Origin of the sequence: Pollutimonas subterranea, from assembly GCF_002849655.1 — a bacterium.
GTDB lineage: Bacteria > Pseudomonadota > Gammaproteobacteria > Burkholderiales > Burkholderiaceae_B > Pollutimonas > Pollutimonas subterranea.
This window is the reverse complement of sequence record NZ_PDNW01000036.1, coordinates 1-12,978: the sequence shown is the minus strand read 5'-3', so window position 1 is coordinate 12,978 and position 12,978 is coordinate 1. Positions and strand designations below refer to the sequence as shown.

Below are 12,978 nucleotides of genomic sequence, written 5' to 3'. Positions count from 1 at the left end.
GCCGGCTTCGGCTTGTTTGAGGATCGCCATGATCTGGCTGTCGGTAAATCGGGATTGCTTCATTGCTCGAATTTCCTTGTTGTGGAAATTCTACTTCAGCTCACTGCGGTTCTATGGGGGGATTACCGTTCCACAGCGAGAATGATTTCATGCTGGCGCCGGATCTCGAGGAGCAGCGCGCGTACGTCTGCGTTGCGTTTATGTCCAGCCTGGATGGCTACGAGTTCGTCGCGGGAGATGGGGTCTGTCATGGGTTGCCAAGCCTATAAAATTACTGTATTTATAGACAGTATATTTAGTGTAACGCCGAAGCGCAAAAGAGCCCATGGCTTCGATCACCGGCTTTGCACCAAGGCGGCAATAAGTCCTACCTTAGACCGAGGAGAGTTACCCAAATGGTACTGAGGCAGCACAAGAGTGGAAAAGGGAAAAGGGATAGTCCTCGCGCCGTGCTGCTGAGGTCACTTCCGATTTCCAGCTACGCCTTAGCCCTTCCAGGTCGCCGCAGCCTAACTTCATCATGATCCAGTGTACCCATGGACGACCATCTCCTATTTAAGTAGGATTCACCTGATTTATCCTACTTTAGTGGACCTATCATGCAAACTCTAAATCCGTTTGGCATCGATGCCGCGCAAGCATGCAAAGTACGGACGAATCCGTGCATAGTTGCCTCGGATAGAAAGTTGCTTTATAGTTGGTAGTACCAACTTAATGGAAGATAGCGATGGCCACTGCTGATGTACTCACACGCGATGCGGAGGACTTGTATGAAGCGCTTAATGCCCTTATACGCGTCTATCAGTTTCGGGATCGTGGCCATATTTGCTGTTATGACGTCTCCGTAACGCAGTGCTATGCGTTAGAAACGCTGGTCAAGCAAGGACCGCTACGACTTCAATCGCTCGCCGAAGAGATGTACCTGGATAAAAGTACTGCGAGTCGGGTCGTTAACGCCCTGGAGCGCAAGGGATATGTCGTCCGCATCGAAGACGCCGAAGATCGCAGGGCGATACGCATTCAGTCGACCGACTCCGGGCAAGAGCTCTATCGAGCGATCCGGTCCGATCTGGTCGCAGAGGAGCGTGCCATGATTGAAGGCCTCTCCCCAGAAGTACGGCAAGCTTCATTGATGCTGCTAAGGCAGCTCACACGAGCGGCGGAAGCACGGTGCGGTACGCAAACTAATAATTTGCTCGCGACAACTACTGATCCGGCATGAAGCGCCTTTTACCTTTTCTAACGAAGCAGCCAAGCCATTTTTTTAACTTAAATGTTGTTACTACCAACTTATGGAAGAGGTTGCGATAAAGGTGTGTCTACTTATGTTCACTATCAGGAGTAATTCATGAGTCAAAATGATTATCCCGTCGCCGTTATTGGCGCTGGTCCCGTCGGACTTGCTGCCGCGGCGCATTTGCTAAGCAGGGGCCTTACCCCAATTGTTTTCGAAGCTGGGGACAGGGCCGGAGCCAGTATTCATGAATGGGGGCACGTCAGGATGTTCTCGCCATGGCGATTTAATGTCGACAAGGAGGCAGAGCGGTTATTGACAGCCAACGGTTGGACAGCGCCGCAACCAGATGCACATCCGACTGGCCGAGAGTTACTGGCTCAATACATTCAGCCATTGTCTAAGTTACATGAAATCGCACCGCATTTACACTTGAACAGTCGTGTCCTGGCAGTAAGTAGGGCGGAACACGACATCATGAAAACCCAAGGCCGTAACACGACTCCCTTTTTACTACGCATTGCCGGCGCAGGCGGGGAGCACGATGTATTGGCCAGCGCGGTGATTGATGCTTCTGGAACCTACACAACACCAAACTGGATGGGGGCAAATGGTATTCCGGCACTAGGCGAGAAAGAAAATAGCACGCACATTGCCTACGGTATCCCAGATGTTCTAGGAAGTGCACGTCAACGCTATAGTGGTCGACGTGTCCTCGTAGTGGGTGCGGGCCACTCAGCGTTCAACGCCTTGCAGGACTTGGTTGAGCTTGCGCATATTGCGCCTGCTACCCGCGTAATCTGGGCCATACGAGGTACTTCGTTGGAACGCATCCTGGGCGGAGGTGAAAACGACCAACTTGAACAGCGGGGCGTCCTTGGCTTGAAAATACGTCAGCTCTTGGACGGTGGCGCAATCGAGCTTCATCAGGGAATCAGAATCCATAGTATTGTCGCTTCGCCCGAAGGGCTTATCGTGCACGGTAAGGAACAAGCTTTGCCTCCAGTAGATGAGATTATCGTGGCCACGGGCTTTCGACCGAACCTCGAACTACTGGCCGAGCTACGCCTGGCGCTGGATCCGGCGACCGGCAGCCCAGTTGAGCTGGCGCCTTTGATCGATCCTAATGAACACAGTTGCGGCACCGTGCGCCCTCATGGCGTTCAAGAGTTGGCACATCCCGAAGAGGGCGTGTTCATCACCGGTATGAAAAGCTATGGCAGGGCGCCGACGTTCCTGATGCTGACTGGCTACGAGCAGGTTCGTTCGGTCGCGGCGGCTTTGGCAGGCGACTGGGATTCTGCGCGTAGGTCCGAGCTGGTACTGCCCGAAACGGGGGTGTGTCGTACCCAATTTATCGATCCGATTGAGCAACCCGCGTGTTGTCGCCCGGCCACTGCTTGCAGCTCGGCAAGCACCCAAGAAGCATAAGGTAAAACGGTCATGGTAGAGCAAGGACTCGATTTGCGTGACGAAAACGTAATGGCTGCTACAAACGGGCGAATCTTCGATGTGGTAATTGTGGGCGGTGGGCAGTCCGCTTTGGCAGTGGCGTACTTTTTACGGCGCACAACTTTAAGCGTCGTGATACTAGATAACGGTCAGCAACCAGGAGGTGCGTGGGTCCATGCCTGGGATTCCTTGCACCTGTTTTCCCCTGGCCAGTGGAGTTCATTACCTGGCTGGGGTATGCCCGCGGTAGCTGGCTATCCCACCCGCGATGACGTCGTTGGCTACCTGGCCCAGTACGAAAAGCGCTACGGTTTTTCGATGGGGCGCCCCGTGTCCGTGAAGGACGTTCGCCGCGAGGATGAAGGCTTTGCTGTGGATACCGATCGAGGAGTATGGCGGGCTCGTGCCGTCATCAGTGCTACGGGAACCTGGAGCCACCCTTACGTTCCGGCCTATTCCAATAGTTCCTCGTACGTTGGGCTTCAAACGCACTCAGCACACTACCGCAACGCTGCGCCATTCTCTGGAAAGAAGGTGCTTGTCGTTGGCGGCGGTAACTCGGGTGCGCAGATTCTGGCGGAGGTGTCGCGCGTGGCCGAGACCACATGGGTCACGCAGACTGAACCAATCTTCCTGCCGGACGATGTGGATGGTCGCGTGCTCTTCGAGCGAGCCACAGCCAAATGGAAGGCGCGGCAGGAAGGGCGCATATTGCAGGACCCGCCCGGCGGCTTGGGCGACGTGGTCATGGTGGAACCAGTCAAAGCTGCCCGCGACCGTGGTGTCCTCAATGCAGTACGGCCATTTCGCGAGTTCACGGACAGGGGCGTGATTTGGCACGATAGTTCACAGACGGCATTCGATGCGGTCATTTGGTGCACCGGGTTTCGTCCAGCATTGCAGCACTTGGAATCCCTAGGCATCGTCGGCCCGGACGGAAAAGTCGCTCTTTCGGGAACTCAGTCAGTCGACATTCCCGGTTTATGGTTAGTGGGCTATGGCGAATGGACAGGCTTCGCGTCCGCAACACTCATCGGTGTCATGCGTTATGCCAAAGCGACAGCGCTTGAGGTGGCTCATGCGCTGCAAGATGAAACCCTTATACAGCCGTGAAATAAACGCGAACATGTCAAACATTCAAATAGGTATACAGGGAGAATTATCCAGATCTCCAGAAACAGCAGATGGTCCGCGTGGGCTCATCATAGCCCTCGGTATAGGTCAGATATGCGCATGGGGATCGTTGTATTACAGCTTTCCTTTAATCGCCGAAGCGATGATGGCTGAACTGGGCTGGTCCAAGACGGATGTGTATGGCGCTGCCACGGTGGGCTTAGTGCTGGCGGGGTTCTTGGCCTATCCAGTCGGCGTTGCTGTCGATAAAGGATACGGCAGGGTACTTATGGGCGGAGCCTCGCTCATGGCAGGGGTATTGTTGGCCTTTTGGTCGCAGGTCGATAGTTTATTGGGGTTTTACCTGCTTATCGCGGGCATCGGCGGTCTTCAGGCGGCGGCGTTATACGAGCCGGCGTTTGCCGTGATTGCCCGACGAGTCGGGGCGGGCAGGGCTCGATCAGGCATTACCGCCATAACACTGTGGGGCGGGTTTGCAAGTACTGTATTTATACCCCTTGTGCAGTTCTTGTTGGATCACTGGGGATGGCGCGAGGCCCTGGTTGTGTTGGCGCTTATCAATGGGCTGGTTTGCGCGGTGGCACATTTCGGTTTTATCCGGTCCGAGAAAGATGCTGTCCACTTCAGCCATCCTCACCCTGAGAATCCGCTTGCAACCGATAAGCAAGAGGTCAGGGCAGCGTTTCATAAGCCGGTCTTTTGGCTGTTGATGCTGGCGCTTACCGCTTACGCTGGCGCGTTCACGGCATTCACCTTCCACATGTATCCCCTGCTCCTCGAAGGAGGGCTATCGACTAGCAGTGTGGTCTGGGCCATTGCGACCATAGGACCTGCCCAAGTGGCGGGTCGGATACTGATCAGCGTCTTTGGCTCCGGAACATCCATGCGACGCATCGGAACCTTTGTGGTCGCGATATTCCCCTTGGTATTTGTTGTTTTAGCGCTCCAACCTTCAAGCATGTGGGTTATCACGGCGGCATGCGTCGTGTATGGCGCCAGCAACGGGATTTTTACCATCGTACGGGGGTTATTAGTGCCTGAAATGCTCAGCCGCCGAGCCTATGGCGCAATTAACGGCCTATTAAGCTTTCCCAGTACACTTGCCAGAGCCTTTGCACCGGTAGCTGTCGCATGGCTTTGGTCAACCACAAGGTCCTACGACGTTGTGGTTTGGTCTATTGCCGCCTGCGCCGTAGTACTGGCACTGAGTTTCTGGTTGGCGGCATGGGCGAGCCGTCTCAGACCAGCGCGCTAGCCGACAACCAAGCAGAGGCCATTATAACCCGCCCAAGCGCACGGCTAGCGCCGCCAATGTGACCAGCAATACTGGCAACGTCAGAACGATACCGACTTTGAAGTAGTAGCCCCAGGTGATCATCATTCCCTTGCGCGCCAGAACGTGCAGCCAAAGAAGTGTGGCCAAGCTTCCGATGGGGGTGATCTTCGGGCCCAAATCGCTGCCTATGACGTTGGCATAAATCATGCCTTCTTTGATCACACCTGTTGCCTGACTGGCGTCGATTGAAAGCGCCCCGACCAGGACAGTCGGCATGTTGTTCATGATGGATGAGAGAAAGGCAGTCAGCACGCCGGTGCCCAGTGTAGCGGCCCACAAACCATGGCTAGCCAGGTAATCCAGCAGGCGGGCGATCAGTTCTGTCAGTCCGGCATTGCGCAGGCCATAAACCACCAGATACATGCCCAGGGAAAAAACGACGACGGCCCATGGCGCTTCACGCACGACTTTGCGCGTGCTGATGATGTGCCCGCGCCCAGCAACGATAAGCAACACCAGCGCACCCAAGGCGGCAATGGCGCTGACCGGTATGCCAAAGCCTTCAAGGGTAAAGAAGCTGATCAGCAGCAGCCCCAGTACGACCCAGCCGGCACGGAAGGTCCCGAGGTCGCGAATTGCTGAACGGGGTGGCTTAAGCTGGCTGTCATCGTAGCTTACGGGAATACTCTTGCGAAAATACAGCAAGAGAACCAGTAAGGTCGCCGCAACTGAAACAAAGTTGACGGGAACCATGACGGCGGCATATCGCGCAAAGCTAATATCGAAAAAATCCGCCGAAACAATATTGACGAGATTGGACACAATGAGCGGGAGACTGCCCGTGTCGGCAATAAAGCCTGCCGCCATGACGAAGGCAAGGGTGGCCGCCGGGGTGAACCCTAGCGCCAACAGCATAGCCATGACAATAGGCGTCAGGATCAGTGCCGCGCCGTCATTGGCAAAGAAAGCGGAAACGGCGGCGCCCAGCAAGACGATCAGAGCAAACAATATACGGCCGCGGCCGCGGCCCCATCTGGCGACATGCAGCGCCGTCCACTCGAAAAAGCCGGCCTCATCCAATAACAGACTGATAATAATAATTGCGACGAACGTGCCGGTAGCGTTCCAGACAATGTCCCACACCACGGGTATATCAGACAGATTCACCACACCGGAAATCAATGCAAGCACTGCGCCGATCGATGCGCTCCATCCTATGCTCAAGCCGCGTGGCTGCCAAATGACCAAGGTGATAGTGACAATAAAAATCAGTAGCGCGAGAAGCACGTGAGGTCTCTCTTTATGGCAGACAGGAAGGCGCCCTGGGTAGAGGGCGTTGAAGATAAAAGCGTCAATTCACAAACGCTCGTGGACGATGCATTAAGGAAAAAGATCGCCAATGCGATCCAGTTCGGTCTTCAAGCGTGCCGGATCACTTTTCAAGTCAGTGAGCGGTAACGCCAAGAATGCTTCGATACGGGTGCGCAAAACGCGATACGCATGATCGAATGCCGCATCAATCTCTTCGTTGGTGCCCGTGGCGTGAGCAGGATCCTCGACGCCCCAATGAGTCCGTATAACCTGCCCCAGGTATGCGGGGCAGGTTTCGCCTGCGGCACTGGCGCAAACAGTGACGACCACGTCTGGTGTATGCGGCAGGTCATCCCAGGATTTACTGAAGTAGCCGTCAGTTGGGATACCTTGACGCGCGAGTAGGGCCAATGACCGGGGATGCACCTGGCCCGTAGGATGGCTGCCGGCGCTCATGGCCTTCCAGCCGGCAGGAGCAAGGTGATTGAAAGTGGCTTCAGCCAGGATAGAGCGGCACGAATTACCCGTGCACAGGAAAAGGACGTTCATATATGCGGTACAAAAGAGATGGGAAGGACGATCCTGGCAAGAGATTCAGATCCGAGAAAGAGGATCGCGTCGAAAAGCCAGGCGCGTACATTGAGTAATTAAGAAGTGATGGTGTTTGTCTGCTTCGTTTGATCGCCCAGAGCATCGAGTTCACGCTTGATGGCCACACGGTCTAATGTGGCCAATGGCAGGCTATTGAAGATTCTTATACGGCTCGCGATCTGACGAAAGATCTTGTCGAAGAATTCACGCTTTTGCTGGGCAGTTCCTTCAAAAGCTGATGGATCCTCAAAACCCCAGTGCGCGGTAATGGGTTGTCCCGGCCACAAAGGGCATTCCTCACCCGCCGCGCTATCGCAGAGGGTGATCACGAAATCCATCTGCGGGGCACCTGGACGAGCGAACTCATCCCAGCTTTTGCTGCGTAAGCCATCAACCGGTAGACGAGTCGACTGAAGGACTTCTAGAGCAATAGGGTTTACTTTGGCGCCGGGACGGCTGCCGGCGCTGTATGCCCTAAAACGATCATCCCCAAAAGAATTGAGCAGCGCTTCGGCCATGATGCTGCGTGCTGAATTGCCCGTGCATAGAAAGAGGGTGTTATAGACTTTATCCGGCATGGTGCAGAAGTTCCTCTATTAAGTGTCCCCGACTTAGCGGCGAGCACGTGGATAATTTCTAGGAGCGAGTTTCCTGGACAGTGGCGCAGGCATCGACACTTACGGGCGAGCAGGGGTTCCCGCCACAGCAGTTATCGGTGAGATAGGCTAAAAGCGAATTCATAGTTTCGTATTCGGCCGAGTAAAAGACAAAACGGCCTTCTTGACGAGAAGACAGCAGACCGGCATTAACCAATTCTTTCAGATGAAAGGAAAGGGAGGAGGGCGCGATCCCCACCAACTCCGATAACCGCCCCGCAGGCAGCCCTGACGGTCCCGCCTGCACCAGGTAGCGATATGCTTCCAAGCGAGACTCATGTGCGATGGCGGCTAGCGCCCGGACTATACTTTTCGTTTCCATTGATCAATAATACTCGAAACGTTAAAATAAGGGAACTAATATGAGCAATATCACGATCTACCACAATCCGGACTGCGGCACCTCACGCAATACGCTGGGCTTGATCCGCAATGCTGGCCTGGAGCCCACGGTGATCGAATACCTCGAAACTCCGCCGTCGAGTGAAGTGCTTGCCGATCTCGTTCAACGCGCCGGGTTAACGGTGCGCCAGGCGCTGCGCGAAAAGGGAACTCCGTTTCTGGAACTAGGCCTTGATAATATGGCGTTGACGGATGCGCAATTGCTCGACGCAGTGCAAGAACATCCTATCCTGATGAACCGACCCTTCGTTGTTTCGCCATTGGGGGTGCGCCTGTGCCGGCCTTCGGAATTGGTATTGGATATTCTTCCTCAGGCCCAGCAGGGTCGCTTTACCAAAGAGGACGGGGAAGTTGTCATCGATGAGCGCGGCCAACGACTCCGCTAGCCTTAGCCGATACCCTAACGTCACTCAGCACCTTTTTCTGTAAGTTTGAGATATTTATGACTACCTATTTTTCGCCCCACGACTTGACCTTGCCAATAGCGGAGGAGGCCTTATTGGACATCCCCACCCATCAGAAGCTTTCCTTGCAGAGTGGGGCAACGCACCAGCCGCGTATTCTTTTACTGTACGGCTCGCTGCGTGAACGCTCGTACAGCCGCCTGCTTACCGAAGAGGCGGCGCGCATTCTTACCCGCCTGGGTGCCGAAACTCGAATTTTCGACCCGCATGGACTGCCGATGCCCGACAGTGTTCCGGCAGATCATCCTAAAGTCGCCGAATTGCGTTCGTTATCGAACTGGTCGGAAGGGCAGGTATGGTGCAGTCCAGAACGCCATGGCACCTTAACGGGGGTGTTTAAGAGTCAGATTGATTGGCTGCCTCTGGAAATGGGAAGCGTGCGTCCGACACAGGGCCGCACTCTGGCTGTCATGCAGGTCAGTGGCGGCTCCCAGTCCTTTAACGCGGTCAATGCACTGCGTGTACTAGGGCGCTGGATGCGGATGGTGACGATTCCGAACCAATCATCGGTGGCGAAAGCTTTCGAAGAGTTTGATGAAAGCGGGCGAATGAAGCCCTCGCCGTATTATGACCGCGTCGTCGACGTGATGGAAGAACTCATGAAGTTTACTTTGCTGGTTCGGGATCGCAGTGATTATTTGACGGACCGGTACAGCGAACGCAAGGGAGTGGCCGCAGAGGTCTCTCGCCTGGCACATCACGCCATGGCACAAGAGGCGGAAACCGCGGGAAGTTAAATAAAGCGGTCGCCTGTTAGCTGACGTGTGCTTTGGCCATAATCGGCTGATGGCGGCCAGAATGGGTTAGACGCCGATCCGATCATCTTGCGTGCTTTGCTTCTTCACCACCAGACGTGTCGACTCGATGTTATGTCGTTTCATTTTTTCCCATAAATTCTTACGTGAAATCTTGAGTGCCTTAGCCGTTTCAGAGATATGCCCTTCATGCCGCATCAACATGTCTTCGATATAAAGTCGCTCACAAGCGTCTTGGTAAGTATTTAGAGCCGCATCTTCACCCGGGAAGGGAGAGTGCTGCGGCGCCGTGCGTTGCCAATCGGAAGAGAAAATGTCGTTAGGAAGTAGAACGGGGTTTGCACTGACCAGACAGGCGTGCTCGATTCTATTGTGCAATTCGCGGATGTTGCCCGGCCATGAATATTCTTGTAGCCGCAATCGCGTTAGCGGATGCAAGGATTTGGGTGACTCGTTTAGACGCTGCGCCATCGCGGAGATAAAGCGCTGCGCCAGCCAATTAACATCTTCAGGGCGATCCCTCAGAGGTTTGACGTGCAGAGCGACAACGTTGATTCGATAGTACAAATCCTCACGAAATAGCCGTTCTTTGACCATGCTTTCTAAATCGCGGTTCGTTGCACACACCAGGTCGAACTGCGTTGCAATGTCCTGCTCGGCGCCAATACGTCGGATGCGTTTTTCTTGTATAGATCTCAGTAAAGTGGCTTGTAAGGGAAGCGAGAGTTCACCCACTTCGTCCAAGAACAGCGTTCCACCGTTGGCTTGTTCAAGATAACCGCGCTTTTGCTTATCAGCGCCCGTGAAAGCGCCACGTTCGAAGCCAAAAAACTCCGCTTCTGCTAACGTGGGGGCCACCGCTCCACAATTGACCGCTACAAACGGACGTTCGGTGTTGGAAGAGTCGGCTCGACGATGAATCAGCCGCGCGAGGACCTCCTTGCCAACCCCTGATTCTCCAGTAATGAGCACCGACGACGCTCGTCCCGCGATTCTAGGCACAAGCCGAGCTAACTCCTGGGCGGCAGCGGAAACCCCCAAAATATTCTCGTCCGATACGTGTGCATTCACGTCATGATTGTCGGTTAGTTCTCGAACAGTTTCCACTAAGCGGGGCAGGTCGAAGGGCTTCGTCACGTAATCTCGTACCCCCAGCTTGAGCATGTTCACCGCGCGCTCCACCGTGGCATATGCGGTCATGAGGATGAAGGGCGGAAGGCAATAGCCATCCTGTAGCATCTGCATATACAGCGCATCACCATCCAGATCGGCCAGCCGCACGTCACTGAGGACCACTGCGTAGTCATTTGCTTGGATGGCGGTTTGTGCCGCGTAAGCGCCACGGTACCAATCCACCTTGAAGCCTTCCAGTTGAAAACGCTCAACTAGAGACTCACCCATGATAGGGTCATCTTCGATTAGGCAAATATGAGGACCGGTCATGCTTGACCTCCCGAAAACGGCGAATTTAAAGGAAGGGTAACCGTAAAGCGGGTGAATCCCGGCTCACTGCTCACTTCGATGGTACCGCGTAACTGCGTAACGATCTGGTATGTCACCCACAAACCGAGTCCATGGGAGTTGCGGCTCAGTGTTGACTCCACGGGGTAGGGCTCGAAAAGATGAGGTAGTTCAGCTTCGGGGATATGCTGCCCCGAGTTGGATATCTCGATGGTGATCGATTGGGTAGCGCATTGAACCAAACAACTGACACTGCCTTCAGGCTCGACAGCATCTTTCGCGTTAAGAAGGAGGTTAAGTGTTAACTGCCGCACTAAATGGGCAGGAAGGTCAACCGCAAGATCAGGCTGGACATCCCACAGCAATCTGGCGCGGCGTGCAGTGAGCTCAGGCTCAATGAGCGTACGGAGATCGTCCCAGTCGCCCGGTGACATCTGCGAGGCATCGAGTCGTGCTTCGACGAGTAAAGCTCCTACGGTATGGCGGATCTGATTCAAGCCGCGGCGTACCAGTTCGATAGTCTTGGTGGTCAGTTTGTCAGGCGTTCCATGCGTCTGTAGCGTGTCGAGCGCATTAATCATCCCGCCAAGCGGATTATTGATTTCGTGGGCAACGCCGGCGGCGACCCTACCTACGGCCGCTAGCCGTTCAGCGGCCATTATCTCGCGCTCGAGCGCTTCTTTGGCTTCAAGCTCGTTCAACATGCCTGAAAATTGCTGCCCCAGCACTCCTATCTCATCGGTGCCTGTTGTATCCAAAGAACGCCGAATGGCGCTCGTTGGCTCGCGGCCTACGCGTTTCATTGCTTTTGCCAGTGAAAGTAATGGCTGGGCGACTTGGTTGCCCCACACCCAGCCCACTAGCAGTAACAGAAGAATCCCGGGAATACTGATCCAAAATACTCGAACGAGAAGGCCTGAAACACGCTCTCGCCAGGCATTCACTTCATATGAAGCCAACACGTATCCTGCGATGCCGGTGTCGTCGGAGCGAACTGTGGTTCCAGCGACGCCTGGCACTTGAGAAAAGTATCCGGAATATCGGAAATAAAACGACTGCGATGGGTCCCGAAGCGCCATAACTGCGGGCTTCAGTTCATCCGGTAGTGCTGTGAGTGGCGTGGATATCGGATAGCGTCTAGGATTGGACGCTGCATATACTTTGAAATCCTGGTCCAACACGATGATCGCTTGCACGCCCGAGATGGGACCTGTTGCATCCACTGGAATTCGAATGGCTTCATACACACGCCAAAGATCATCTCGCCTCAGGGGCTCGCGTACTGATAAGGCCAGCATGCGAGTGAGGGCTTGCGCCCCTTGGCGCATATCTTGGCGCATCGCAAAATACGACATTTGCACGAACGTTACTGTAACCACAAGCTCTGTGGCCAGAATGGCCGCCGCCAACGCTAAGGGAACTTTGTACCGATAGCTCGTGTGCCGGAATGGGCGCCGCCAGCTGAACGAACTCATGTGGCTCTTGCCGGGCGAGCACCAGATGCCAACGTGGTGGTTCCAGCGGCGTGAGTGAGTTTCCTGATGCCATCATATAAACCGTCAACACCGTTTACGAATCGATCAAGCGCGAGTCGGTTGAGTATCATTTTCCCATCTCGGCGCTCATGCATTTGCAGAAGCGCAGCATGCAATGCATCGAAGGTGGACATAGCCATCTCTTTACGTGCCACCAGAGGCGGGAAGCCGTACGCCGGAGACTGCCATACCTTGCGCGCTCCAGACGCCCAAGCCGGAAACTGAGAAATAATGGTATCCCACACATAACCGTCTACGGCACCGCCATCTGCCAGCCCGGCGGCGACCGCTTGAACCACGTTGCGATGAGAGAACGTGAAGAATGATTCGCGAAAGAAGGCTGACGGATCCTCATGGTGAGCCAGTAGTTCAGTGCGGGGAATGAGAAATCCAGAATTTGATAACGGATCGCTATAGGCGAAAACTTTACCTTCTAATTGCGTAATAGCTTCCGTTTTCTTGTCGCTGTCCGGAACGATTAGATAAGAACGATATAACGGTGTTCCCCGGTATTGCGGGACAGCGACCAAGCGCAACTGCGTTGAGTTAAGCACGTACGGGTAGCCGCAAATCCAAGCGGCCCCCCGTGTCAGACTAGTTGTCGCCTCTAATTTTCAAAGAGAGCAGCAATGAAATCCACCTATTCCGAGGCCTTTATCGAACAGGCAGTCAGTAAAGCATTGGCGCGCGGCTCGCGCCCCATCACC

At 54.6% G+C, this 12,978-nt stretch carries 14 protein-coding genes; 6 read left to right on the top strand and 8 right to left on the bottom strand.

Annotated elements, in window-relative coordinates:
• Positions 1–122: 122 nt before the first annotated feature.
• Positions 123–251: a hypothetical protein gene (locus CR159_RS22140; RefSeq protein WP_255398995.1), complete on the bottom strand. Its 129-nt coding sequence runs from the start codon at positions 249–251 to the stop codon at positions 123–125.
• Between the two features lie 476 nt (positions 252–727).
• On the opposite strand from CR159_RS22140, the gene CR159_RS20830 reads away from it, so the two are divergent.
• The 4 genes from CR159_RS20830 to CR159_RS20815 all read left to right on the top strand — a co-directional run bounded on the left by CR159_RS20830 (position 728) and on the right by CR159_RS20815 (position 5,075).
• On the top strand, positions 728–1,222 hold the full coding sequence (locus tag CR159_RS20830; RefSeq protein WP_102075862.1) for a MarR family winged helix-turn-helix transcriptional regulator: 495 nt from the start codon (positions 728–730) through the stop codon (positions 1,220–1,222).
• 126 nt (positions 1,223–1,348) lie between these two features.
• Positions 1,349–2,665: an FAD-dependent oxidoreductase gene (locus CR159_RS20825; protein ID WP_102075861.1), complete on the top strand. Its 1,317-nt coding sequence runs from the start codon at positions 1,349–1,351 to the stop codon at positions 2,663–2,665.
• 51 nt (positions 2,666–2,716) lie between these two features.
• The gene (locus CR159_RS20820) at positions 2,717–3,799 is read left to right on the top strand and encodes an ArsO family NAD(P)H-dependent flavin-containing monooxygenase (protein ID WP_102075863.1); all 1,083 of its coding nucleotides are present in this window, start codon (positions 2,717–2,719) and stop codon (positions 3,797–3,799) included.
• Between the two features lie 13 nt (positions 3,800–3,812).
• A complete protein-coding gene (locus tag CR159_RS20815; RefSeq protein ID WP_102075860.1) occupies positions 3,813–5,075 on the top strand; it encodes an MFS transporter in 1,263 nt (420 codons plus the stop codon).
• A gap of 21 nt (positions 5,076–5,096) precedes the next feature.
• Here CR159_RS20815 and CR159_RS20810 read toward each other — a convergent pair whose 3' ends face one another.
• The 4 genes from CR159_RS20810 to CR159_RS20795 form a co-directional block, all read right to left on the bottom strand.
• Positions 5,097–6,383: an arsenic transporter gene (locus CR159_RS20810; RefSeq protein ID WP_102075859.1), complete on the bottom strand. Its 1,287-nt coding sequence runs from the start codon at positions 6,381–6,383 to the stop codon at positions 5,097–5,099.
• 93 nt (positions 6,384–6,476) lie between these two features.
• Positions 6,477–6,956 carry an arsenate reductase ArsC gene (locus CR159_RS20805; RefSeq protein ID WP_102075858.1) on the bottom strand — a complete coding sequence of 160 codons (480 nt, stop codon included), beginning with the start codon at positions 6,954–6,956 and terminating at the stop codon, positions 6,477–6,479.
• Positions 6,957–7,054: 98 nt separating this feature from the next.
• Positions 7,055–7,576, bottom strand: a complete 522-nt coding sequence (locus CR159_RS20800) for an arsenate reductase ArsC (RefSeq protein WP_102075857.1) — start codon at positions 7,574–7,576, stop codon at positions 7,055–7,057.
• A 58-nt stretch (positions 7,577–7,634) separates the two neighbouring features.
• Positions 7,635–7,976: an ArsR/SmtB family transcription factor gene (locus tag CR159_RS20795; protein WP_102075856.1), complete on the bottom strand. Its 342-nt coding sequence runs from the start codon at positions 7,974–7,976 to the stop codon at positions 7,635–7,637.
• Between the two features lie 40 nt (positions 7,977–8,016).
• On the opposite strand from CR159_RS20795, the gene arsC reads away from it, so the two are divergent.
• Entirely contained in the window at positions 8,017–8,442 is a 426-nt protein-coding gene (arsC, locus tag CR159_RS20790) for an arsenate reductase (glutaredoxin) (RefSeq protein WP_102075855.1), read from the top strand.
• 56 nt (positions 8,443–8,498) lie between these two features.
• On the top strand, positions 8,499–9,257 hold the full coding sequence (gene arsH / locus CR159_RS20785; RefSeq protein WP_102075854.1) for an arsenical resistance protein ArsH: 759 nt from the start codon (positions 8,499–8,501) through the stop codon (positions 9,255–9,257).
• A 66-nt stretch (positions 9,258–9,323) separates the two neighbouring features.
• On the opposite strand, the gene CR159_RS20780 is transcribed toward arsH, so the two are convergent.
• From CR159_RS20780 to CR159_RS20770, 3 genes are all read right to left on the bottom strand, one after another.
• Positions 9,324–10,718 carry a sigma-54-dependent transcriptional regulator gene (locus CR159_RS20780; protein ID WP_102075853.1) on the bottom strand — a complete coding sequence of 465 codons (1,395 nt, stop codon included), beginning with the start codon at positions 10,716–10,718 and terminating at the stop codon, positions 9,324–9,326.
• Positions 10,715–11,983, bottom strand: a complete 1,269-nt coding sequence (locus CR159_RS20775) for a sensor histidine kinase (RefSeq protein ID WP_233208441.1) — start codon at positions 11,981–11,983, stop codon at positions 10,715–10,717. The genes CR159_RS20780 and CR159_RS20775 overlap by 4 nt, the downstream gene beginning before the upstream one ends.
• 224 nt (positions 11,984–12,207) lie before the next feature.
• The gene (locus CR159_RS20770; protein WP_255398996.1) at positions 12,208–12,843 is read right to left on the bottom strand and encodes a PhnD/SsuA/transferrin family substrate-binding protein; all 636 of its coding nucleotides are present in this window, start codon (positions 12,841–12,843) and stop codon (positions 12,208–12,210) included.
• Between the last annotated feature and the right edge of the window lie 135 nt (positions 12,844–12,978).

Coding starts and splice junctions, on each gene's coding strand:
- CR159_RS20815 (WP_102075860.1), top strand. CDS start 3,813: ATGTCAAACATTCAAATAGGTATACAGGGAGAATTATCCAGATCTCCA.
- arsH (WP_102075854.1), top strand. CDS start 8,499: ATGACTACCTATTTTTCGCCCCACGACTTGACCTTGCCAATAGCGGAG.
- CR159_RS20800 (WP_102075857.1), bottom strand. CDS start 7,576: ATGCCGGATAAAGTCTATAACACCCTCTTTCTATGCACGGGCAATTCA.
- CR159_RS20795 (WP_102075856.1), bottom strand. CDS start 7,976: ATGGAAACGAAAAGTATAGTCCGGGCGCTAGCCGCCATCGCACATGAG.
- CR159_RS20825 (WP_102075861.1), top strand. CDS start 1,349: ATGAGTCAAAATGATTATCCCGTCGCCGTTATTGGCGCTGGTCCCGTC.
- CR159_RS20805 (WP_102075858.1), bottom strand. CDS start 6,956: ATGAACGTCCTTTTCCTGTGCACGGGTAATTCGTGCCGCTCTATCCTG.
- arsC (WP_102075855.1), top strand. CDS start 8,017: ATGAGCAATATCACGATCTACCACAATCCGGACTGCGGCACCTCACGC.
- CR159_RS22140 (WP_255398995.1), bottom strand. CDS start 251: ATGACAGACCCCATCTCCCGCGACGAACTCGTAGCCATCCAGGCTGGA.
- CR159_RS20820 (WP_102075863.1), top strand. CDS start 2,717: ATGGCTGCTACAAACGGGCGAATCTTCGATGTGGTAATTGTGGGCGGT.
- CR159_RS20780 (WP_102075853.1), bottom strand. CDS start 10,718: ATGACCGGTCCTCATATTTGCCTAATCGAAGATGACCCTATCATGGGT.
- CR159_RS20830 (WP_102075862.1), top strand. CDS start 728: ATGGCCACTGCTGATGTACTCACACGCGATGCGGAGGACTTGTATGAA.